Genomic DNA, 21,798 nt, shown 5'->3' on the forward strand with positions numbered 1-21,798 from the left:
AGCATCTGCTCTCTCATTCAGCCGATGCCATAAGGTGACGTCATTGCGTAAAAATCAGCGGCGTATTGAGGGTTTGTCGCACCACTTTATGCAGGTGTCTGTGCAAAGGATGGTTGCGGTTGGTTTGAAGGAAACCGCCAGAGACCACAAACTGACTGAACTCACGGTTGACGAGTGGCATTGCGTAGGACGCCAGTTCCGGCATCAACAATGCCGAGCTTTGACTGGCATACATAATTGCGTCGGTTTCTTGCAGCATTTGGCAAGCCACGCGCAAATTATAGGATTTCAATAACACCACGGGCTCATAGCCCATGCGGCGATACTCGGACTCCACGGTACAAAGCGGTTTATATGACGCGGGCGCAGGCAAAGAAACAAGGGGCAGCTTGGAGACCGTGTCCCAATCATTGCTGACTTTCGACAAGGTCGGATGGTTTTTACGCGCCAAAATCACTCGTTTTTCAACGAATAACGGGCGCATGTAAATGTCTTTCGACAGTTCGGTCTCTTGGTCAAGAATGCAGTAATCGTGCTCACCTTCGAGCATTTCATCGTGCGAGTAACTGTTCCAACTGGAAAAGGCAAAGTGCGCTTTAGGGAACGCTCGATGGCAGCCAGTTAGCAATCGCTGCCCTTGTTCATCCATCAAATAAGGGTCGGTTACAATCGCGATCTGCCCTTGGTATTGCTGAGGGTCGAATACTTCAAACTCTTGCACCACTTTTTCTAGTGGCGCAATCATGTTATCGAACTCGGCGGCAAGGCGAATCGCCATGGGAGATGGCTCTACCCCATGCGCTTTACGCACAAACAGCGGATCATCAAACACTTGCTTCAGCTTCATTACGCCGCGGCTGGCGCTCGGTTGAGAAATGCCAAGCTGCATTGCGGCCAGCTTGATGCTGCGGTTTTCCACCACGGCTTTTAATAAACGCATTAAGTTGAGATCCAATGCATCCAGCTGATGTGCCATACCCTAACCTGCCAATACCATTGATGAGCGAATACGAAGAGCGGTTAACTGCGAGTTAAACACTCTCTCCTGAAGTGATCTGATAACCCATATCAAACACTTTTTCTTCTTGCGCTTCACCTTTCAGACGCGCAATTAAAAGCTCTGCACTCTTTACACCAATTTGGAAACGCGGCGTATCAACGCTGGTCAGCTTCGGACTGATGGTCTGACCGATATCCAACGCGTTATAACCCACCACCGCTAATTGCTGCGGGACTTGAATGCCACGTTGCTGCGCACTCAGCATAGTACCAATTGCGATGTCATCGTTGGTACAGAATACCCCGTCGAGCGTTGGGTACGTTTCCAGTGCGCGTTCAAGCAAATCATGCGCAAGGGAGAAACTGGAGTGCACGCCAGTTAACACATGTTTGGGTTCGAGTCCGGCTTCATTCATCGCGCGATCATAACCTTGCATACGCAGTTTAGTACGCGTGTCCAAACGCGCGCCAAAGTAAACAATGGTGCGTTTGCCAGCGTCCAACATACGTTTCACCGCGTTGTACGAAGCGTCTTCATGATCCAAGCCCACAGCCATATCAATCGGTTGTGGCGGCAATTCCATGGTTTCGACCACTGGAACGCCAGCGTTTTTGATCATCTGCAAAGTACGTGGAGTGTGGTGACTTTCAGTCAAAATCAACCCATCCACTTGGTAGGAAAGCAAAGAGGCGATTTTGCGCTCTTCCTCCAACTCATCGTAGCTAAAGTGTGCCAGTAGTGTTTCGTAGCCGTTAGCCTTAGTGACCGTCTCTATGCCCTGAACAAAGGAAGCAAAAATTTGGTTGGACAGAGAAGGAAGTAAGATGCCGATGGCTTTGCTGGAAGACTTAGACAACATCGCGGGGGCGCGATTTTCGATGTACCCCATCTCCTCGATTGCCGCGGCAATTTTCACGCGGGTCTTCTCAGCCACCGATTCTGGATTGCGCATATAGCGCGAAACCGTCATCTTTGTTACGCCAACTTGGTCTGCGACATCCTGCAATGTCGTTCGTGTTTTTTTATTCTGTTGAGCCATAAATATGTGATTTATCAATAATGTTACATGTAACATTATGACGAATACACAGGATGCCGACAAGCCACCAAAAGCCAAACATAATATCCACAATAAAATCATGCACTTATTGTTACAGAGTTGTTTTTAAAGAAACACTCGCAAAACGAATAAATAAATGACATTAATATTGAGTTTCTTATAAAATAGCGCACGTAAAACAATAAGATATCAGGCACTGTGCAGTTAGGCTCCAGCGAAACCCAAGTTTATTATCATCTTCTTGATCTGGACGACTCTCAAAAGCAGCAATACCTCCAAGAATTGCAACAGAGTCAACCTGAGCTATACATTCAACTCGCGTCCCTTTTAGCCCATGAAGCCCCAGAAGAGCGATTAACGCAATTGCTTTACTTTGGCGCTCATCAAGCGACCAACAGCGAGATCGACCTTAGTGGCGAAGTGATCAGTAAGTATCGCCTAACTCATGAGTTGGGACGTGGTGGTATGGGCGTCGTTTATGCCGCGCAACGCGCAGATGAGACCTTCGAGCAAGATCTTGCGATCAAATTCATCCAAAGCAATTTAAGTAATGTGCTCGGACAACGGGCACTTTTCGATGAAGCGCAGCTACTAGCACGTTTAAATCACCCTTATATTGCGAAAGTCTTTGACGGCGGCCTGCATGACGGCTCGGTTTACATCGTCATGGAGCGCGTGTTTGGCCAAACATTGGATGATTATCTTGTCGAAGTCACGCTGACAGACCAAGAGAAGCTCACGCTGTTTAAGCAGATTTGTCAGGCAATGGAACACGCGCATCACCACCACGTGTTACACGCCGATCTCAAGCCTGAAAATATCCTGATTGACCCAAATAAACGACCGAAATTGCTCGATTTCAATCTGACGCAGAAAGTGCAAAACAGCGGTGGCGAATCCCCACCCGCATTAATTGCGTTTAGCCAACACTTTGCCAGTCCAGAACAACAGACTGGTCAGTTTCTGACGGCACAAAGCGATGTGTACTCTCTGGGTAAAATTCTCGCGATGATGTTTCCGTCACCGCGCGTTTGGTCTGATGTTTACTGGGTCATTAGACGCGCGACACGCTCTGCCGCAAAACTGCGCTATTCAGACGTTCGAGCACTAAGAATTGATATTGAGCGCATGCTTGAGCGGCGCCCAATCGAACAAAAAAAACATTGGCCGTTGTACAGCGCATTGCGTTTAGTACAGCGCCGTCCGCTGGCTGCAGCATTATCTGCCATTCTGGTTTTATCCGGCGTGCTATTTGGTAATGCATTGATTCAAAAGAATATCCAACTGCAACAAGAGAAGAAGATTGCAGAAGATATGATGTACGAACTGACTCGCCTCATCTTTCATGCGAAGGGGCAGAACGTCGAACATCTTTCGGTGAACTCCATGATGGAGCTAACACGAAGGCGGATACTCTCTAACCCAGATATCCCCAAACATATAAAACAAAAAATGTTGTTGGCGATGATGACACCGGTGCCAGAGAAGCACCTAACTACACCAATGAGTTGTCAGCCAAATTGTGCGTCTAAGGACAGCACCAACCAATAAGGCTTAAAACAAGATGTATACACGTTCAGTGGTATTTTGGCTGTCTGCATTGACGGCTACGTCCACTTTGGCGGCAGATGCTTCTGCAGCCACTTCACACCCGCCAGCTTCAACCTTGAAGCAAGGCTACTTTATCGACTCTCCAGTGACTGGCCTGTATTACAAAACCAGTTCCAATATCACGGGAGTCACTCAGCAAGGCGCATTTCATTACCAACCAGGTGATGTGATCAGCTTCTTCCTTGGTAACGATGACAAAGGTTATCTGCTGACAACCTTATCGAGCCAAGAAGTGCTTACGCCAACGATGGCGACCACCAAACCCAGCCGCAGCATCAATATGACGCGTCTGCTGCTTTCTCTCGACAGCACGCCTGAGAATCGTGAGGAAATTGTCTTAGCCAACCGTGTGTTGTCTGATCCTCGCTTTCAAAGCCAGCTCAAGAGTCTCGATCTCAATTATCTGGATGATGCTAAACGACATCTCAACCTCGACTGGGTTTCTGTCGATGAGGCGATTGATCACTTGAACGAAAGCCAGCAGTACATTGAGGAAAACTTTGCCTCTGATGAGATCATCTTTGAACCTCGCGGCATCACGTTCAAAAACATCGTGATCAAAAAGAAAGATTGGCAGGGCCGCGCTTGTGCCTACGATCTGCGCTATAAACATCACCCCAAATATCGCCCCCCTTTTGGTGAGACCCGATTCACCATCACCAAAGATTCGTTAATTGAACACCCGAGTGTTGGCGACCATTTTCAAGGTTGCTTCATATCGCCGAATCACCAAATTACGGAAGATATTGTCGAGCCGATTAGCAAATTTGCGGATTGGTTTAACCTTGTTGGTTGCTCTATCACAGGATGCACCCGCAACGACTTGAACGGCTTCTCTCTCGAAGACTTTGACGATGAAGGCGACTGGAAATATCGCTCAGTCGCGATGAATTTTGACCCAAGCACTGAGCTCTTTATGGAGAAAGTACAAGGTCTCGGGCGCAACAAACACATCCAACACAGCAACCGCACTGAAATGCTGTGGTTTTCCTACCCTAACACCAGCGAACACGACATCGACTACCTCGGCGTGTGGCAGCAAACCCAATACCACCAGCAATCCATGACACAATCGTGTCTGTTAATGCGCCACCAACAAGTGATGCGATTGCCACGCAGCGCCGAGACCTGCCCAACCGATGCAAGCCTATACACCCAAGATGTCACCCGCGAGTTTGCCGATATGTGGTGGGTAAACAATGACGAACCGAAAGCCAATTTGGCGCAAATGAACATCATGGTGCGCTGGTCAACCACTCCGGCAGAAATCAACTACACCACTTGGGAATACTTACCGGCGGGAGCCAACTGGGAGCAAGGCATTTTGTATCGCTACCAACAGAACGTTAGTCGTAACCGAGATGGTTCTGATCATATTGAAACGCATACGATTTCTGAATTTGTCAAAGTGAGCGAGGAGGTATAACCATGGCAACGACTTCAGCCCTAACCCACATTATTCAGCAGTGGCAGTCTGGCAACAAACAAGCCGAAAGCGAGCTGTACCAATTCGCTTATTTGCAACTGCGTAAAATCGCCCAACAAGAACGTGAGCGCAACGCCGAAAAATACGGCACCGACAACATGGTATTGGCAGACAGCGTCAACAGCACCACCGCATTGATTCATGATGCTTACCTAAAGATGTCAAACTGCGACATGAGTGAAATCGCCACCAAGCGTGATTTTTTCTTAATGGCAGCTAAAGTCATGCGCCAAATATTGATCGACAACGCTCGCTCACACCAAGCGCAAAAACGCCAACACATCACATTGATGAAGGACGAAGAAGACCGCTTTGAACAGTTGATCATCATGGACAAAGCCTTAGATAGCTTTAGCACACGCTACCCACGTCAATCGAGCGCCTTAAAACTCAAATACTTGATGGGCATGAAGAACCAGGAGATCAGCGAACTGCTAGAGTGCAGCGCAAGCCTAATCGAAAAAGACCTCAAGTTCTCACGCAGCTGGCTGCAATCAAGAATGGCACACGCATAAATCATGACCAAGAAACTGTGGATTATCGGCGCGATCGGCGCCGGTTTATTGGGTGTTTACTTGTTAAGTGACGAGAGCAGCATGGCGTCTGCGGCCAGCTCTTTAAACAGCGCTCCTGTCGATAAAAGAAAAAGCCAACATCACTATGGTGAACGTACGTCGTTAATTGAGGTGAAGCAGGCGCTCACAACATCGGCGTTGGATGGCTCGAGCTCTCTCGATTTAGATGCAGTGCTTAATGCGACGCCATTCGATCAACAAAACGTCGCCGAGAACCCTTTCGATACGTTTGATGGTTACTACCCTTACGATCTGACGACTGTGACACCACAACCCAAGGTTGATGCGGCGAACAACAGCAAACCCATCATCAATCTATCGGTCGAACAGCAACTGCAAACCATCATTTATGGTTGGGAGCTAACGCAGAACAAGCCGATCAGCAATTCGTTAAGTCTGAACCAATTGTTTGAAGACCCCGATGGTGACCTGCTCACCACTCGGATCTGGTTAGAAAACGCCAATGGTCTTCAGGTGCTCAACCAAGGCCAAATCGTTGTACAAGGTGCGCCAGAAGAAATCGACCAAACCACTTACTTAGCCGTGGCAGCTCGTGACAACCATCATGGTGAAGAAGATTACGCCTGGGTCACGACCCGCTTTGAATTGCCAGTCGTTAAAGAAGAGCAAAACAACACCGACCATCCTTTGGTCGGTGACATTGTGTATCGCCTCGAAACCACACAAAACCTTGGCGGTATCGCGTACGCGTATGAAGTGGTGTATTGCGAAGCATTTCAGTTTGAAAACGAAGAAGTGTATTTTGCCGCCTCCAACAACAAGCGCTTATGCCCAGAAAAGGGAGCACTAAAAAAAGTGGGTCATTACAAAATCAGTGATGACTCGTTGATTGTTAGCGCAAATGGTGCTCGTCAAATCTGGACCACCAAAAAGGTGTACCCATCTCAGGTTCATAAAGAGACTCAGAACTATTTCACCACCGTGTTTGATGGCAAACAATTCGAAAGCTATACCATGCAAAAGAACAAGCAATCGATGGAAAAACGCATCAACGCACCGACAGGACGATATTTATACCAGATATCCTTTTTTGACTATTTGCTACCTCGCCCAAACGGCGATTATCTCGTGGCTGAAATTGGCAATTATATTTATCACCATGGAACTCAAGTCATTGGTCCTCATGGTGAAAGCATCGATTCCGATCTCAACTTACGCACTTACAATCCAAACTTGTATTGTGCTGATGTCGCCATCTGGTATGGCAGCCATGTCATTGCTGGTCAAGGAGACTATCAGGTCGACATCATCTCCGATCCTAACCCCTACGATCCGACTTACCTAATAGACTGCTACGAATACATTAGTAACCCCACGACCAGACAACAATCGTTAGCATTTGATCTGAGCTACTCGCCTTACGACGAACTACTTGATGGCGAGGTGTACAGCTACATTTTGCGTCCAAAGCCTGAACTGGCTGATCGCGTTGAAGAATTTAAAATCAATATGATTTATCACAGCCCAAAGCCGTTACGCTCAAGCAACAAAAAATAACCACTTAAAATACATAATGTTATTTTAACCATTAAATCACTAAAAACAAAAAGTGGAACCGTGATCAAAGTCTCATTTCCTTCCTCATCGACAAAAAACTCAAATAAATTTTACGGGTTTTATGTGGTTTTTCGTGTCTTGAACACTTACTCAATAGTGATTAAAAAGACACAACTTTCTTAAATCTCACTAGTGAGATTTAAGAAAAACAACAATAAAAAAAGCGACTTTCTCATTCGGAAACGAACAAGGACAAATGAATAATGAATAAGGTGAGTTTATTAGCAGCGTCAGTGGCTATCGCTCTTACAGGCTGTGGCGGTTCAGATAGCGGTTCAAGCAGTGCAAGCAACGGTGTTGTGATCACAGGTTTTGACGGCTACTTCAAAAATGCAGTTGTTTTTGAAGATACGAACAACAACGGTCAATGGGACACTCAAGAATCTATTCTTGGTCTGACCGATGAGAAAGGTCAGCTTACACTGGCCGCTAAACCAGAAAAAACCTTAGCACTGCAAACTCTCGTTCCAAACGGTGCGAAACAGAAACAACTTATCGCCTTGGATGCCAAGAAATACGCTGGCACCTACACCGTAGATATGGACCACCCAAGCCAAGCTATGGCGCACGAAATCGTATTCCGCGCACCATCATCGTCTAACGTGATCTCACCTATCACGGACCTTGTGGCGATTGAAATGGCAAAAGACCCTTCAATTACTGAAGAAGACGCGAAAGCAAACGTAAACAAAGCATTGGGAGGCTCAGAGGAAGCTCCGATTGATCTGTACAGTGACTTTGTTGAAGGTGCGACAAAAAACGCCGAACTACATAAAACCGCTCAGATTCTGACAGAATCTAAAGCGCAAAACCCAACAAGTTACGAGAAGAAAGCAACTGAGTTTGCTCAAGCGGCAAACCAAGAAGTGGATCGTCTTGTCGCGTCTGGCGAAAACATCAATGACCCAAGCCTACGTCCAGTCATCACTGATAGCACGCCGAATAGCGACAACTTGGTGCCTGAAACGGTAGTCAACAACAAGCTAACCGTCAACGAAACCATAGAAGACGCAGCTGAAGATAAACTGGATAAGCTACCAAAAATCGTAAAAGGTGCTTCATTTGATGGCGTTGAGCTAAACATCGAAGGTCTTTTCAAAGACAAAGACCAAAGCCTTGTGAACACAAAACTGACGCATAATTTAGCGGGCACAGGCATTGAAGTTGAGAAAGTTGGCAACCTAATTGTTCTACACCCGACCACGATCGTAGAAAAATCCGGTGATTTTGAGATTGTTCTAACGGCGCAGGACAAAAACTCTAACGGGGATGTGCTATCAACTGTGAGCACAGTATTCGAAATCGAAATCGAATCTGCAAACTTACCACCAATGGTTGTTGAAGCAGAGCAAGCTCGCCTGCAATCCATTGTTGATGGCTGGTACCTACAACAGGGTGAACTGTTTGAACAAACGCTCGATATTTCTGGTTTGTTCCAAGATAAAGACGGTCAGATCACCGACTACTCAGCGGACTACGTAGGCATTGAAGGCCTATCAGCAATTGAAGATGGCAATGCGATTGTCACCATCAAAGGCACACCGACAAAAGCTGTTGAATCTGGTGCAGCACTTACCATTAGCGCAACAGATGGTCATACCGCGGTGCAGATTGCACTCAGCATGCCAGAAGTAAAAGAAGGCGTTACGCCACCACCAGTAGTACCGACTTTGGGCTTCACGCAAGCGCACTTCAACGGTCAAGAATGGAAAATGGGTAGCTTTGCGCAAAAAGATGGTGAAATTGGCTATGCCATGTTGATGCAAGACTCTGAGGGCCTACTATTCTGCTGGGGTTCAAACCACGATGAGATGAACCAAGAGTACAAAGCGAACATCAGCGACGTCCTAGAAAACACATGGGAACACGATGCCTACGCCATTCTTGCAGATCTTGACCAACAAACCGGTTACGCGGAATACAACAACAAAGACTGTGAAGACGTCGAGCTAAAAGACGGCAAGCTATACAACAGCTACGGCGAAGAGTATGAAATGCTGTACCAGCACAAAACCGGGAATAACGGCACTCAAATTGTCGTTAAAATCTCAGATGATGAACTGTTCTGGATGGATTCAAGCAACACACCGTTTGCGGAATCACTTTCGGTTGCAGAACACATCAAGCATGGCACGGTAGAGCATGACTTGATGGTAGAAAGTAAAGGCAAAGACGACGACAAAATCCTGAAATACTCTTCAGGTACATACGAATACGACGCTGACACTTACAATTACTCGTCGTTCATGCCGACCGGCTTCCAAACGCCAGGAAACTGGGAAATCAAGGATGATGAAGGTCGTGAACTGCTGATTCTAGAAGAAACGGGCTCACAATCAGATTACAAAACTCGTCATCGTTACATCAACCGTGATTTTGGTGATTTCTACATCGGTATTCATTGGAGTAAAGAGCAAAACGGTCATGAATCAGCGCCGGAATATGGCCTGTACTCTCACAACAAAGAAGTAATGACAAGCATCGCGGCTTCACTACCAATTTTGGAGCCAGGTGACGATGACTAAAGCAACCATCGTCAACCCTTGTTGCGACAGTGTGCATTTACGTAGAAGACGTCGAACCTTCTGGGAACGATTTGTCGGTATCAAAGAAGTGTACATTTGCTCAAACTGTCACAAAGAAACACCTCTCAAGTAGCAACAATATTTGAGACCGCAAAAAAGCCCCGCATCGCGGGGCTTTCTTCGTTTTGACAAGCATGTTTCGTCCTAAAATGTATGAATACATTAAGGATGAACAACCGCTACTTCACACACATCACATTCAACAACGACGTACCGGTTAACTGATTTGGTTCTCGATCGGCAAACAAGCCTTTCTTATCTTTACCCCAATACGGTAATTGCAGCGGCCATTTGTTCTTCTCCATCACACCAGAATCTCGCAACGCTTTAAATTCAGTCGCCGTGGCGAGCGACATGCCCAACAGCTGACAAATCTGTTGCGAGCTTTCGTAGTTGAGTCGATTCCACGGCTTACCATATTCCATATAAAACTGATTATCTAACAGGTAAGGCACGACATACGTTTTGCCATGTAGAGACGCTCGCAAGCGCACTTCCACCTCTCCATTGCCTTTTACGCTCGGTGCTGGTTTTGCTTTCGCAACCGGTTTTGTTGTCGTGCTCGGTTTCGGCTCTTTTGCCGTAACTGGCTGCGCTGTCGTTTTTGTAGCAGAAGCTTTAAACGCCTCGGTATCTGGACGACTGGTCACGACTGGCGCAACAGGCTTCGGTGCGACGTTTGGTTTGGCGACAGGAGCCAGCTTTGATGACGGCTGCGTTTGCTTCACGGTGTTGTCACTCCCTTTGCCAACCACACGAATAAATGCCTCGCGATAGTTCGACAAGGTTTTGACTCCTCGCAAATCAGCAGACGCTTTAGAAAATTCTGTATAAGGCCCAATAAGACAACGATAGCCCTTTGCTTCGGGCTTCATCCAAACATCGGTGGTGATTTTGCTGTAAATGGGTTTGGCTTTGGCAAGTGGCATTGGTTTAGGCAGCAAGCCACATTGAATCCAATAGAAATCATTGCCTCCTTGCGGCACTTTCTTTCCCCAAACACCCTGACCGATTGGGCAACTTTTCTCTAGCATCGGCAGTTCTTTGTCGCTCGCTTGAGTCGCCTGACAAAGAAAGTCATCGGCCAGTACCGGGGCTGAAAATTGGGCGCACAGCAATAGCCCTCCTAAGCTGAGGCCTGATTGGACAATGCGTGATGAGAGGTGTGCCTTCTTCATTTCCATACGCTTCACTCTGAACTAGTGGGTAAGGTCATTATGGCGGCAAAGCGCCAAAAAAATGTGAATAAAGAATAACTAGCAAAAAAAGAGCCGGAATTGCATCCGGCTCTCAGTTTAGGAAGGAAATGAGCGATTTAACAATGCTCTATGTCTAAATTCTTAACCTTTGTACAGTTTCGGGTTAAATACATCGCGTAACCAGTCACCCAGAAGGTTAATAACCAGTACCAAAGTAACTAGCACAATACCTGGGAAGGCTGTAATCCACCAAGCACCAGAGAAGATGTAGTTAAAGCCGATGCTGATCAACGCGCCCAAAGATGGTTGGTCAACAGGCAGACCCAAGCCTAGGAACGACAGCGCCGCTTCCGACATGATGGCGTTGGCCACCTGAACGGTTGAGATAACCAAGATTGGTGACAAACAGTTCGGCAAAATATGGCGGAACATGATGCGTGGAGCTTTAAAGCCCATCACGCGTGCCGCTTCTACGTATTCTTTCTTCTTCTCTGCCAGTACCGATGCACGAATCGTACGCGCGTACTGTGGCCATTCAGCCACACCGATGATCACCACCAGCATCACGACCGCGTATTGGCTGTAAAAATCGCTGCCAAAGCTGGCTTTGAAAATGGCTGAAACGATGATCGCTACCATCATGGTTGAAAACGACAACTGCACATCTGCAAAACGCATCAAGAAGCTATCGATACGACCACCGAAGTAGCCAGCCGACAGACCAATGATGATGCCCAGTACAAGCTGTAGACCGACCGCGAGGAAACCGATCGTCAGCGACAAACGAGAGCCGTAAAGAATGGTCGATAAAATATCACGGCCTTGCTCATCCGTACCGAGCACAAAGCGTTCTTCACCGCCGTCCATCCAAGATGGTGGTAATTCTGAATCCATGATATCGATAGATGTCAGATCGTACGGGTCAGTTGGTGCCAGAATTGGCGCCGCCAGTGCCAGCACCAAGAACATCAGAAACACCGTAAAACTCGCCATCGCCACTTTGTCGCGCTTGAAGTAGTACAAGAAATCCGAGTTTTTAAAGCGCTCCCACGCAGATGGAACGGCTGAAGGAGCAGCAGGAGTATTGGTTTGGCTCATGATTAAGCTCCTTTTCCAGTTAGGTTCACAGTTGGGTTGATGATGCCGTACAGCAAGTCAACGATGGTATTGGTTACCACGAAGATCAGACCAACAAAGATTACGTAGGCTGTGATTAGCGGTGTATCAACACGGTTAATCGCCTCTAGGAAAAGGAAGCCAGTGCCCGGCCATTGGAACACGGTTTCTGTGAGGATGGTGTAGGCCACCATGGTACCAATTTGCACGCCACCTACCGTCAGTACCGGTAGCATGGTGTTCTTAAGTGCATGTTGGTAATAAATCTTTTGTAAGTTCAGGCCTTTAGCCTTAGCGAACTTGATGTATTCCGAACTCAGTACTTCCAGCATTTCTGAACGAACCAGACGGATAAACAGCGGCAACATGATCGATGCCAGCGCAATACACGGCAAGATCAGGTGCTTGATACCATCAATGGTAAAGAAGCCAGACTCCCAACCGAGCACGTTGACGGTCTCACCCCGCCCGTAGGAAGGCAGCCAACCAAGCTCTATGGAGAAGACGTACATCAGCATGATCGCCGTCAGGAAGACCGGAATCGAGATGCCGACGCTACTCATCGCCATGACAAATTTGGTGAAGATACTTTTCGGGTGAATCGCGGAGTACACCCCAAGTGGTATCGATAAAACAATAATGATGAGCGTCGCGCCAAACACGAGCTCTAGTGTCGCCACCAGCTTATCAAGAATAACCTCAACCGCTGGGCGCTTGAAAAAGTAAGACGTACCTAAATCACCTTGCAGTGCATTACCGACAAAGCGAGTGTACTTTGTGATAAAGGGATCGTTCAGGCCCAGTTCATCACGCAGCGCTTGACGCTCCGACTCTGAAACCGACTGACCTACAAGCTCACGCAGCGGGTCACCCAGGTTGTCCTGAATGGCAAACGCCACCAAACTGATCACAAACATCACTATCAGTGCCTGAAACAGGCGCTTGACCAGAAACGAAAACATTCCTTGCCCCTTAACTATCCATAGATCTCTAAATTTAGAGAGAAAATTCAGTCTGTAAAACTCGCTCAATCCGACTGAAACAAAACTGAGCTGAGTGATGAGCCTCATCAAGCATCCCTTGAGAGAAACTCATGAAGGAGGGAATACGTCCCCTCCTTCTAACTACATCATGTGATTATTCAACCACTAGGTCGCCGAAGTAAGGCATAACCATTGGGTTCACAATGTCTGCTGCTTTCACGTTAGACTTCGCGCCCCACGCTTCACTTTGCCAGTGTAGCGGTACAAATGCTGCGTCGTTGTAAAGCGTCGCTTCAACGCCTTTTAGCATTTCTGCACGTTTCGCTGGATCCGTTTCCACGTTCGCTGCTTCTACAATTTTGTCCATTTCTGGGTTTGAGTAGTAACCACAGTTATACTGGCCACGACCTGTCTCTTCGTTACGAGTCATTGTTAGGAACTCGTTGAAGTTCGCAGAGTCTTCAGTGTCTGAGTGCCAACCGATCATCAGCATGTCACCCGCACACTTATCAAACTCTGGCCAGTATTGCGCTTTTGGCATGGTTTTCAGATCAACCTTAATACCAATCTTAGACAACATTGCCGCCGCAGCCTGTGCAACTTTTGCATCGTTCACATAACGGTTGTTTGGCGCAATCATAGTTAGGGCAAAGCCGTTCTCGTAGCCCGCTTCTTTCATCAGCTCTTTAGCTTTCTTCAGATCGTAGCGAGGAACCAGTTTTTCGTTGTGACCAACGTAACCCGCAGGGCTTTGCTGACCAGCAGCTGTCGCGAAGCCTTTCATGATTTTCTTCACGATGCCTTCGTTGTTGATCGCATGCACGATAGCTTGACGAACGCGAACGTCTTTCAACGCTTCATTGCTGTTTTGGTTCATTTGGAACGTGATGATTCGCGTACCAGGTAGTGTCACGAGATCGATGCCTTTCGCATCTTTCACACGTTGGTGATCGTTTGGCGCTACTGGGTGAATCATATCGACGCCACCAGAAAGAAGCGCAGCCACACGAGTCGCGTCTTCTTTGATTGGTACTAGCGTTAGCTTATCAACGTTACCTTTCGACGCTTTATCCCAGTAATCTTTGAAGCGTTCAAATTCCACTTTTACGCCTTGTTCACGTGATGTCACGATGAATGGGCCAGTACCGGAAACGTGAGTCGATGCAAATGAGTTACCGTGCTTCACTAGTTCAGACTTGTCTTTGCCGTCTTCTGTCTTACCTGAGTAGAACTTGCTGTCCATAGGGAAGATGTACGTCGCCGTTTGCAGAACAAGTGGGTATGGACCTTTAGTAACCAAATCGAACGTGTAGTCATCCACTTTTACGATTTTCTCGTACGGGTCGAAGATCGCTTTAAAGTCTGGAGAGCTTTGTAGACGCTCAAATGTCCACACCACATCATCCGCTGTTAGCGAGTTACCAGAGTGGAACTTCACGCCTTCACGCAGTTTGAAGCGTACCGTTGTGTCGTTAACACGTTCCCAGCTTTCTGCTAGACGAGGTTCGAAGTCCATTGTTTGAGTGAAACGAACTAGAGGGTCAAATACCATGTGTGACATTTGCAGTGTACCGCCAGACAATTGCTCATGCGGGTCAAGCGATACTGGGTCAGCAGCGTAGCCAACTTTAATATCTGCTGCTAGCGCATTAAAACTAAGGCCCGCAGCCATTAGCGCCACTGCTAATTTGCTTTTCATGGTTTTCATTTGCATAACTCCTTCATGCGGGGATCCGGATCCCTTGTTATTGTGTTTGCGTCTTTATAATGACTAAAGATCAGCCAAGCGAAATACTTGGTTTATGCCGTTTTGATTTCTTCTCGCAAGCCCGTAAATTCAGGCATCAGAGAGATCAATTTTTTGCTGTATTCGTGCTGTGGAGCAGTAAAGAGCTGCTCGGTAGGCGCGACTTCCAATAACGTGCCCATCTGCATTACACCTACTCGGTCACACATCTGACGAATCACCGGTAAATCGTGACTGATAAACAACATCGTTAGGTTCAGTTCACTTTGCAGATCTTTTAGCAAGTTCAGAATTTGTGCCTGTACCGACACATCCAACGCTGATGTCGGTTCATCACAAATCAAAAGTCGAGGACGAGTTGCCAGAGCGCGCGCAATCGAAATACGCTGACGCTGACCACCAGAGAATTCATGAGGATATTTCACGCCAGCCATGCGACCCAAACCAACATGATCAAGCAAATCATTTACGATTTGACGTGTTTCTGCTTCATTCTTGGTGAGTTTATGGAAACGAATTGGCTCGGCAATAATGTCTGCCACCTTCATACGAGGGTTCATAGACGTGTATGGGTTTTGGAACACCATCTGCATTTGACGTCGCATCGGACGACGCTCTTTTTCCGACTTCATCGCCGTGAGATCGATGCCTTCAAATTTCACTTGGCCAGAGTTTGGCTCATACAAACCAGCAATCACGCGCGCGATGGTCGACTTACCCGAACCTGACTCACCCACCAGACCAAACGTCTCACCTTCGTGCACCTCAAAACTCACATTGTTCGAAGCCTGCACGTACTCACGGCGGCTTTCAAACAAAGAGTCCTTAGTCACAAACCTTAGGTTGACGTTTTTCACATCCAACAACGGGCCAGTGTACTCGCGCTGATCTTGGCTTTGACCAAGCCAGTGGTTCTTGATGTCCAGCGACTTCATTTCTGTCGCTTCTTCGATGTAACTCACCAGAGGGAAACGATCGAGCTTTCTGTCTGAGCGAGGAACCGCCGAAATCAAGCTGCGCGTGTATGGGTGATCTGGGTTACCCAACACTTTTGCCGTTGGCCCAAACTCAACAAGGTCGCCACGGTACATTACCGCCACGCGGTCTGTAACGTTTGAAACCACACCCATGTCGTGCGTAACCAACATACAACCAACATTGTTCTGGATACACAACTCTCGGATAAGATTCAGGATTTGGTCTTGGATTGATACGTCCAGTGCCGTGGTTGGCTCATCGGCGATGATCAGATCTGGCTCACCAGCCAAAGCGATCGCGATAACCACACGCTGACGCATACCACCAGAAAACTGGTGAGGATACTGTTTAAGACGGTTTTCAGGCTGAGGGATGCCGACTTGCTGCATCAGAGACAACGCGCGTTGATACGCCTCGTCGTCAGACACTTTCATGTTGGCATGAATGGTTTCTTTTAGCTGCTGCTCAACCGTAAACAAAGGGTTAAGAGAGGTCATAGGGTCTTGGAAGATAAAACCAATCTTCGAGCCACGCACCTTACGCATCGCTTCTGGTGTTAAGCCAGAGATTTTTTCACCATCCAAAAAGACATCGCCACTGGCAACGCGTCCCGGAGGGCTCAGCAAATCGATAACGGCGTTACCAACGGTGGACTTACCCGCACCGGATTCGCCAACAACACCCACGATTTCACCTCGTTCAATATTAAACGAAAGTGATTTCACGGCCGCGTGAACGCCGTGTCGGGATGGATACTCAATACGAAGGTTTTTCACCTCTAATAGTGACATTTCAGACCTCTACTGCCTTGTCTGTGGTATCGAATCGCACTGGGAAAGCCCGTGCCATTCATCACCTGAATGAATCCGTTCAAATTCAGAATAATACTCTGAAATCTTAATGCGGAAACAATTTGGCAAAAATCACACAAAAAAGCAACAATTAAAGTATATTCCGCCGTAAAAACATTGAATACACGCACAATGAGCGAATAAAAATGCATTAACAAGTATTTAACCACTTTCATATCACCCCATTTTTGTGCGCCATGCACCATTAAAACTAGAAAAATGCTCTAAATATAGGCACAACATCACCTCACACTATAACCGCACTATTCATGTGTAATTGTTAACATTTACCAAACAATATATCGTACCAAAAGCGATTTTTCGGCATAAAATGTTACTAACAAAATAGTCGGCAAACATAAAAAACCAAAGTTAACCGGCTTCACCTAAGGCTAAAACGTGAGCACCACAACAAAACAGAGGAAACCTCCTCAAAGTTGCGATTATGCGCCCGTTATGCGGTTTAATGATTAAGCCAAAAGAACAGCATCACTTAAGCGTAAACGAAACTGCACAATTTGCTGACGGATTGCCTCTTTACGATGCGATTTAGAGTGGGATAATAGGCTTTCGACGCCAGTGACTAAGTAGTGAATGAAAGGAGCCCCTGTGCTTAAAGCGATTTTTTTTGATATGGACGAGACGTTATGTGGCACATCCCAAGCAGACAAAACTGCAGGGCAAAAATTTGCTGCCTGGATTCAACAAACGTATCCCCAAGTCTCTGATCCTCAAGCATTCTTACAACGCTACTTGCAAGGGGTATATAAAAAGCTCAACGCAGAGTTTCCTCAGCTGGTTGCTCTTCTTCCAGACGAAAATGCTTTTCGCTGTGGTCTGATCCAAACGATTTTGGCGGAGAACGGCATCCACATCGATGCAGAGCAAGCTCAGCAAGCACAACACTATTTTGATTCAGCACGTATGGGCGCGTTCACTTTCTTCCCTGGCATAAAAGAAATGCTGACGGATCTACGTAAGCACTACAAACTCGTCGTGATCACTAACGGTCCAATTTTCTCGCAGCACCCCAAATTGAAAGCAACACAAATGAATGAATGGGTGGACCATATTATTGTGGGTGGCGAAGAGCCAGAAGAAAAACCAGCGGCCAGCATATTCCAAAAAGCCTTGAATCTTGTCGACGTCAAACCAGAAGAAGCCTTACACATCGGTGACTCTTTAGCGGCAGACATCGCAGGCGCAAACAACATTGGTATTTTGAGTGTGTGGGTGAATGCGACTGGCGCAAGTAATCCAACAGAGATAACGCCGAACTTTGAAATCCGAGAAACCGTCGAGCTAAAAGAAATCCTGAAAACACTCGCCCAATAACAACAGCGAATTAAGAAAACCACAACCCCAGACATTGAGCTGAGGTTTATTTTATCTGCGCGAAAAGCATTGGGATCATGGGTGGTCTAAAGCACCAAAAGCTGCACCAACCTTACAATTCGAACGCAAAGCGAGATTCTGCTGATAGAAATCTTCTGGCTAGCCACTATCAGCTAATATGACGGAAAATAGAGTGGCTAAAATGCAAAAAAGCCCCAGTCTTTCGACTGAGGCTTTAGATAGTGGTCGGTGAAGAGGGATTCGAACCCCCGACCCTCTGGTCCCAAACCAGATGCGCTACCAAGCTGCGCTATTCACCGAGCATGTATTCTTTATAGAAAGAATGGGGTGGCTAACGAGACTTGAACTCGCGACAACCGGAATCACAATCCGGGGCTCTACCAACTGAGCTATAGCCACCATCAAATTTTTATGTTCACCGCTACTTATGTAGCCATAAACTAGATAGTGGTCGGTGAAGAGGGATTCGAACCCCCGACCCTCTGGTCCCAAACCAGATGCGCTACCAAGCTGCGCTATTCACCGACTTATGTTTTATCCTGATTCAACATCAAGATGGGAAGCAATGCTACCGTATTCTATCCAAAAAGGAAAGAATGGGGTGGCTAACGAGACTTGAACTCGCGACAACCGGAATCACAATCCGGGGCTCTACCAACTGAGCTATAGCCACCATTGAGTTTTACCGATTTTTCCTCCGGGGTATGGTACGCCCGAAAGGATTCGAACCTTCGACCTTTGGCTCCGGAGGCCAACGCTCTATCCAACTGAGCTACGGGCGCATGCCCTATCGGCGGAGTGGAATAATACGGATATCACACTATGCCGTCTAGTACTTTTTTTACTTTTTTTATCGTTTGGTCTCTTTTTCGACAGTTATCTGCCTTTAAAGTGTATTTTTGATGTGATTCACGCCCTGTCATGGATAACTTGTTGTTTATTGCAACAAGTTATCGGGATATAATCACCCATTATTTACATTGATTTAACAGCTGCAACCAAGTTGTTTAATCATTTTATGCCATCGGAGAGATTTCGAATGATTTTCTCGACGCGGTATCAATACTCTAACTATATAAATAGGTAAGTCACTTACCTCGGGAATGTGAAGTGGGTTTAATGGATATGTCTCGACAAATGATTAGCGTTTTGTTCGCTGCCTTAACTTTCTCTACGGCAGCTTTAGCTTCTGACATCAGCCAAACTGAATACGATGCGATCGCAGAACGCATCAAACCTGTCGGTGATGTTTATCTAGCAGGTTCAGAGCCTGTGAAGGAAGAACCAACCGGTCCACGTGATGGCACCAAAGTTTACGGTACTTTTTGTATTGCTTGTCACGCATCTGGTGTAAACGGCGCGCCAAAATCGGGCAATGCTGACGATTGGGCTCCACGTATCGCGCAAGGCAAAGACGTGCTAGTGAAGCACGCGCTTGAAGGCTTCAACGCAATGCCAGCAAAAGGTACATGTATGGACTGTTCTGATGATGAAGTCATTGCAGCCATCGACCACATGATTGAGGGCTTGTAATCCAGCCGCGACTCATCTGAAATAAGAAAGGCTTGCCAATCGGCAAGCCTTTTTGTTTGGAGTGAACTTGATTTACCGTGAGATCAAAGTGATCACTTCTTAAACATCGAGCGCAGGTTTGCAATGTGCGCCTGACCTTTCGCCATTCGTTCTTCTTGAGACACAGGCTTTTTGTTCACTTCCCATTCGACATCATCAAACGGCAGCTCATCCAAAAAACGACTTTGAGTCGGCTTGATCAACTCACCAAACTGGCGACGCTCTTTACACATGGTAAACGTCAGCTCTCGCTGTGCGCGGGTGATGCCTACGTACATCAAGCGTCGCTCTTCTTCGACGTTATCTTCATCAATACTGGTTTGATGCGGCAATATGCCCTCTTCCGAACCAATCAAATACACGTAAGGAAACTCTAGACCTTTTGATGCGTGTAATGTCATCAATTGAACGGCATCGCTGTCTTCGTCTTCTTCGCCGCGTTCCATCATGTCACGCAAGGTCAAACGTTGAACCACTTCTTTCAGCGTTTTCTCTTCTTGGTCGTAATTGTCACCTTCTAAGTCAGCCACAATCCAAGAGTAGAGATCTGAAACGTTCTTCATGCGCATTTCAGCGGCTTTCGGGCTGGCTGAGGTTTCGTACAGCCAATCTTCGTAATGAATGTCACGAACCAAGGAACGAACAGCTTCTACTGTGTTGCCTCGCTCAGCTTGATCGGCAATCGCCACCAACCATTGTGTAAAGCGACGCAGATTTTCGAGACCACGCCCCGATAGGTGTTGTTCTAATCCCATTTCAAAGCTTGCTTCAAATAGGCTTTTGCCGCGCATATTGGCGTAACTGCCCAATTTTTCTAACGTTACCGGGCCAATTTCGCGTCGCGGCGTGTTCACAATGCGCAGAAATGCGTTGTCATCGTCAGGGTTCACCAACACTCGAAGATACGCCATGATGTCTTTGATTTCGGCACGCGCGAAAAACGACGTACCGCCAGACAGTTTGTAGGGTACGCGGTTTTGCATCAGTGATTTTTCAATCAAACGCGATTGATGGTTACCACGATACAAAATCGCATAATCTCGATATTCCGTGCGATTTAAGAACTTGTGCGCAATCAACTCACCCGTGACCCTTTCTGCTTCGTGCTCTTCGTTCTTGGCTAGCAACACTTTCAGTTTTTCGCCGTCAGGAATTTCTGAGAACAGTGATTTTTCATATACGTGCGGGTTATTGGCAATCAAAATGTTTGCAGCACGAAGAATTCGACTGGTCGAGCGATAGTTCTGCTCCAGCTTGATCAGGCGCAGATTCGGGTAATCTTGCCCGAGCAGCACCAAGTTTTGCGGTTTGGCACCACGCCACGAATAAATCGATTGGTCATCATCACCCACGACGGTCAAGCGACCGCGCTCACCCACAATCAATTTGACCAGTTCATACTGACTGGTGTTGGTATCTTGGTATTCATCAACCAATAGATAGCGGATGCGATTTTGCCAACGCTGACGCACGTCTTCATTATTACGCAGCAGCAATACTGGCAGAAGGATCAGGTCGTCAAAATCGAGCGCGTTGTACGCCTTCATCTGTTTCTGGTACATCTCAAAACAAAAAGCGAACAGCTGTTGTTGCTCGCCTTTCGCCATCGCTTTGGCTTGCTCTGGCGTTAACATGTCGTTTTTCCAGTTTGAGATCGTACTCAATAGTTGTTTGAGTAGGTCTTTATCACCGTCGAGTTGCTTTTCCGTCAACTCTTTCAACAGCGCCATCTGGTCTTGATCATCAAACAACGAAAAGCCCGCTTTTAATCCAAGCTGCTTGTACTCACGTTTGATGATATTCAAACCCAAGGTATGGAAAGTAGAAACCATCAAACCTTTCGACTCGGCTTTACCTAAGGTTTGACCAACACGCTCTTTCATTTCGCGCGCGGCTTTGTTGGTAAAGGTCACGGCCGCGATGTTTCTTGCTTTGTAGCCACATTGCTGAACCAAGTAAGCAATTTTATTAGTAATTACGCGCGTTTTACCTGAGCCTGCGCCGGCAAGCACTAGGCATGGACCAGACACGTATTTTACGGCTTCATCTTGTCTAGGGTTCAGCTTCATACAAATTCTCTGCGGGTGACAAATGTGGCGCC

The 21,798-nt window shown here is 47.0% G+C and carries 15 protein-coding genes and 5 tRNA genes; 7 read left to right on the forward strand and 13 right to left on the reverse strand.

Going from position 1 to position 21,798, the window contains the following annotated elements:
- Positions 1 to 40: 40 nt before the first annotated feature.
- Positions 41 to 976 (reverse strand): LysR family transcriptional regulator, encoded by a 936-nt coding sequence (locus tag ACF8OV_RS10685; RefSeq protein WP_005455215.1) that lies wholly within the window; start codon positions 974 to 976, stop codon positions 41 to 43.
- Between the two features lie 55 nt (positions 977 to 1,031).
- A complete protein-coding gene (locus tag ACF8OV_RS10690; protein ID WP_005496635.1) occupies positions 1,032 to 2,039 on the reverse strand; it encodes a substrate-binding domain-containing protein in 1,008 nt (335 codons plus the stop codon).
- 219 nt (positions 2,040 to 2,258) lie between these two features.
- Between ACF8OV_RS10690 and ACF8OV_RS10695 the strand changes: the two genes are divergently transcribed.
- The 5 genes from ACF8OV_RS10695 to ACF8OV_RS10715 all read left to right on the forward strand — a co-directional run bounded on the left by ACF8OV_RS10695 (position 2,259) and on the right by ACF8OV_RS10715 (position 9,835).
- Positions 2,259 to 3,611, forward strand: coding sequence for a serine/threonine-protein kinase (locus ACF8OV_RS10695; RefSeq protein ID WP_140067261.1), 1,353 nt, complete (start codon positions 2,259 to 2,261; stop codon positions 3,609 to 3,611).
- 13 nt (positions 3,612 to 3,624) lie between these two features.
- Positions 3,625 to 5,097 (forward strand): hypothetical protein, encoded by a 1,473-nt coding sequence (locus ACF8OV_RS10700; RefSeq protein WP_005487539.1) that lies wholly within the window; start codon positions 3,625 to 3,627, stop codon positions 5,095 to 5,097.
- Between the two features lie 2 nt (positions 5,098 to 5,099).
- Positions 5,100 to 5,672, forward strand: a complete 573-nt coding sequence (locus ACF8OV_RS10705; RefSeq protein WP_005455178.1) for a sigma-70 family RNA polymerase sigma factor — start codon at positions 5,100 to 5,102, stop codon at positions 5,670 to 5,672.
- A gap of 3 nt (positions 5,673 to 5,675) precedes the next feature.
- Positions 5,676 to 7,250, forward strand: coding sequence for a hypothetical protein (locus ACF8OV_RS10710; RefSeq protein WP_020839900.1), 1,575 nt, complete (start codon positions 5,676 to 5,678; stop codon positions 7,248 to 7,250).
- Positions 7,251 to 7,513: 263 nt separating this feature from the next.
- Complete coding sequence (locus ACF8OV_RS10715) at positions 7,514 to 9,835, forward strand: acid phosphatase (protein ID WP_203504499.1); 2,322 nt, start codon at positions 7,514 to 7,516, stop codon at positions 9,833 to 9,835.
- 239 nt (positions 9,836 to 10,074) lie between these two features.
- On the opposite strand, the gene ACF8OV_RS10720 is transcribed toward ACF8OV_RS10715, so the two are convergent.
- From ACF8OV_RS10720 to ACF8OV_RS10740, 5 genes are all read right to left on the reverse strand, one after another.
- Positions 10,075 to 11,079, reverse strand: a complete 1,005-nt coding sequence (locus ACF8OV_RS10720) for an SPOR domain-containing protein (RefSeq protein ID WP_203504497.1) — start codon at positions 11,077 to 11,079, stop codon at positions 10,075 to 10,077.
- A gap of 156 nt (positions 11,080 to 11,235) precedes the next feature.
- The gene (locus ACF8OV_RS10725) at positions 11,236 to 12,192 is read right to left on the reverse strand and encodes an ABC transporter permease (protein WP_005455202.1); all 957 of its coding nucleotides are present in this window, start codon (positions 12,190 to 12,192) and stop codon (positions 11,236 to 11,238) included.
- A 2-nt stretch (positions 12,193 to 12,194) separates the two neighbouring features.
- A complete protein-coding gene (locus tag ACF8OV_RS10730; RefSeq protein WP_005455219.1) occupies positions 12,195 to 13,172 on the reverse strand; it encodes an ABC transporter permease in 978 nt (325 codons plus the stop codon).
- Between the two features lie 175 nt (positions 13,173 to 13,347).
- Positions 13,348 to 14,901, reverse strand: coding sequence for an ABC transporter substrate-binding protein (locus tag ACF8OV_RS10735; protein WP_005478744.1), 1,554 nt, complete (start codon positions 14,899 to 14,901; stop codon positions 13,348 to 13,350).
- 92 nt (positions 14,902 to 14,993) lie between these two features.
- Positions 14,994 to 16,709, reverse strand: a complete 1,716-nt coding sequence (locus tag ACF8OV_RS10740; protein ID WP_005455179.1) for an ABC transporter ATP-binding protein — start codon at positions 16,707 to 16,709, stop codon at positions 14,994 to 14,996.
- Between the two features lie 669 nt (positions 16,710 to 17,378).
- Between ACF8OV_RS10740 and ACF8OV_RS10745 the strand changes: the two genes are divergently transcribed.
- The gene (locus ACF8OV_RS10745) at positions 17,379 to 18,104 is read left to right on the forward strand and encodes an HAD family hydrolase (RefSeq protein WP_203504495.1); all 726 of its coding nucleotides are present in this window, start codon (positions 17,379 to 17,381) and stop codon (positions 18,102 to 18,104) included.
- A gap of 243 nt (positions 18,105 to 18,347) precedes the next feature.
- Here the strand turns inward: ACF8OV_RS10745 and ACF8OV_RS10750 are convergent.
- From ACF8OV_RS10750 to ACF8OV_RS10770, 5 genes are all read right to left on the reverse strand, one after another.
- Positions 18,348 to 18,424: transfer RNA gene (locus ACF8OV_RS10750), tRNA-Pro, on the reverse strand.
- A 24-nt stretch (positions 18,425 to 18,448) separates the two neighbouring features.
- A tRNA-His gene (locus tag ACF8OV_RS10755) sits at positions 18,449 to 18,524 on the reverse strand.
- A 49-nt stretch (positions 18,525 to 18,573) separates the two neighbouring features.
- Positions 18,574 to 18,650: transfer RNA gene (locus ACF8OV_RS10760), tRNA-Pro, on the reverse strand.
- 72 nt (positions 18,651 to 18,722) lie between these two features.
- Positions 18,723 to 18,798 (reverse strand) — tRNA-His (locus ACF8OV_RS10765).
- A 32-nt stretch (positions 18,799 to 18,830) separates the two neighbouring features.
- A tRNA-Arg gene (locus tag ACF8OV_RS10770) sits at positions 18,831 to 18,907 on the reverse strand.
- A gap of 337 nt (positions 18,908 to 19,244) precedes the next feature.
- Between ACF8OV_RS10770 and ACF8OV_RS10775 the strand changes: the two genes are divergently transcribed.
- A complete protein-coding gene (locus tag ACF8OV_RS10775; RefSeq protein WP_025510490.1) occupies positions 19,245 to 19,658 on the forward strand; it encodes a cytochrome c5 family protein in 414 nt (137 codons plus the stop codon).
- A 92-nt stretch (positions 19,659 to 19,750) separates the two neighbouring features.
- Here ACF8OV_RS10775 and rep read toward each other — a convergent pair whose 3' ends face one another.
- On the reverse strand, positions 19,751 to 21,766 hold the full coding sequence (gene rep, locus ACF8OV_RS10780) for a DNA helicase Rep (RefSeq protein WP_005455214.1): 2,016 nt from the start codon (positions 21,764 to 21,766) through the stop codon (positions 19,751 to 19,753).
- Positions 21,767 to 21,798 lie beyond the last annotated feature (32 nt).

The sequence above is a fragment of the Vibrio sp. GLN_1 genome, from assembly GCF_043106015.1.
Classification (GTDB): domain Bacteria; phylum Pseudomonadota; class Gammaproteobacteria; order Enterobacterales; family Vibrionaceae; genus Vibrio; species Vibrio parahaemolyticus.

What these genes read in the sequence shown, in the direction of transcription:
- ACF8OV_RS10685 (WP_005455215.1), bottom strand. Translation starts at nt 976, where the DNA reads ATGGCACATCAGCTGGATGCATTGGATCTCAACTTAATGCGTTTATTA.
- ACF8OV_RS10690 (WP_005496635.1), bottom strand. Translation starts at nt 2,039, where the DNA reads ATGGCTCAACAGAATAAAAAAACACGAACGACATTGCAGGATGTCGCA.
- ACF8OV_RS10700 (WP_005487539.1), top strand. Translation starts at nt 3,625, where the DNA reads ATGTATACACGTTCAGTGGTATTTTGGCTGTCTGCATTGACGGCTACG.
- ACF8OV_RS10705 (WP_005455178.1), top strand. Translation starts at nt 5,100, where the DNA reads ATGGCAACGACTTCAGCCCTAACCCACATTATTCAGCAGTGGCAGTCT.
- ACF8OV_RS10710 (WP_020839900.1), top strand. Translation starts at nt 5,676, where the DNA reads ATGACCAAGAAACTGTGGATTATCGGCGCGATCGGCGCCGGTTTATTG.
- ACF8OV_RS10715 (WP_203504499.1), top strand. Translation starts at nt 7,514, where the DNA reads ATGAATAAGGTGAGTTTATTAGCAGCGTCAGTGGCTATCGCTCTTACA.
- ACF8OV_RS10720 (WP_203504497.1), bottom strand. Translation starts at nt 11,079, where the DNA reads ATGGAAATGAAGAAGGCACACCTCTCATCACGCATTGTCCAATCAGGC.
- ACF8OV_RS10725 (WP_005455202.1), bottom strand. Translation starts at nt 12,192, where the DNA reads ATGAGCCAAACCAATACTCCTGCTGCTCCTTCAGCCGTTCCATCTGCG.
- ACF8OV_RS10730 (WP_005455219.1), bottom strand. Translation starts at nt 13,172, where the DNA reads ATGTTTTCGTTTCTGGTCAAGCGCCTGTTTCAGGCACTGATAGTGATG.
- ACF8OV_RS10735 (WP_005478744.1), bottom strand. Translation starts at nt 14,901, where the DNA reads ATGAAAACCATGAAAAGCAAATTAGCAGTGGCGCTAATGGCTGCGGGC.
- ACF8OV_RS10740 (WP_005455179.1), bottom strand. Translation starts at nt 16,709, where the DNA reads ATGTCACTATTAGAGGTGAAAAACCTTCGTATTGAGTATCCATCCCGA.
- ACF8OV_RS10775 (WP_025510490.1), top strand. Translation starts at nt 19,245, where the DNA reads ATGGATATGTCTCGACAAATGATTAGCGTTTTGTTCGCTGCCTTAACT.
- rep (WP_005455214.1), bottom strand. Translation starts at nt 21,766, where the DNA reads ATGAAGCTGAACCCTAGACAAGATGAAGCCGTAAAATACGTGTCTGGT.